The 345-nt window shown below is 43.8% G+C and carries 1 rRNA gene; it reads right to left on the bottom strand.

Annotated features, from left to right (window positions below):
- Nucleotides 1–265 precede the first annotated feature (265 nt).
- Nucleotides 266–345, bottom strand: a 16S ribosomal RNA gene (locus tag HED65_RS22465); the annotation flags it as partial.

Below are 345 nucleotides of genomic sequence, written 5' to 3' on the forward strand. Positions count from 1 at the left end.
GATTAGCACGTCCTTCATCGCCTCTGACTGCCAGGGCATCCACCGTGTACGCTTAGTCGCTTAACCTCACAACCCGAAGATGTTTCACTTCTGATTGCGAAAATTTGAGAGACTCGAACACACCATTTAAGACGTGTCGTTTCAATTTTCAGCTTGATCCAGATTTTTAAAGAGCAAAATTTCACAATGCACTTCGCAGTACATTTTGAAATTCATCATTCATCAGACAATCTGTGTGAGCACTACAAAGGCAGGTTCTTTAAGGTAAGGAGGTGATCCAACCGCAGGTTCCCCTACGGTTACCTTGTTACGACTTCACCCCAGTCATGAATCACAAAGTGGTAA

Source organism: Pantoea sp. LS15 (assembly GCF_012241585.1).
GTDB lineage: Bacteria > Pseudomonadota > Gammaproteobacteria > Enterobacterales > Enterobacteriaceae > Enterobacter.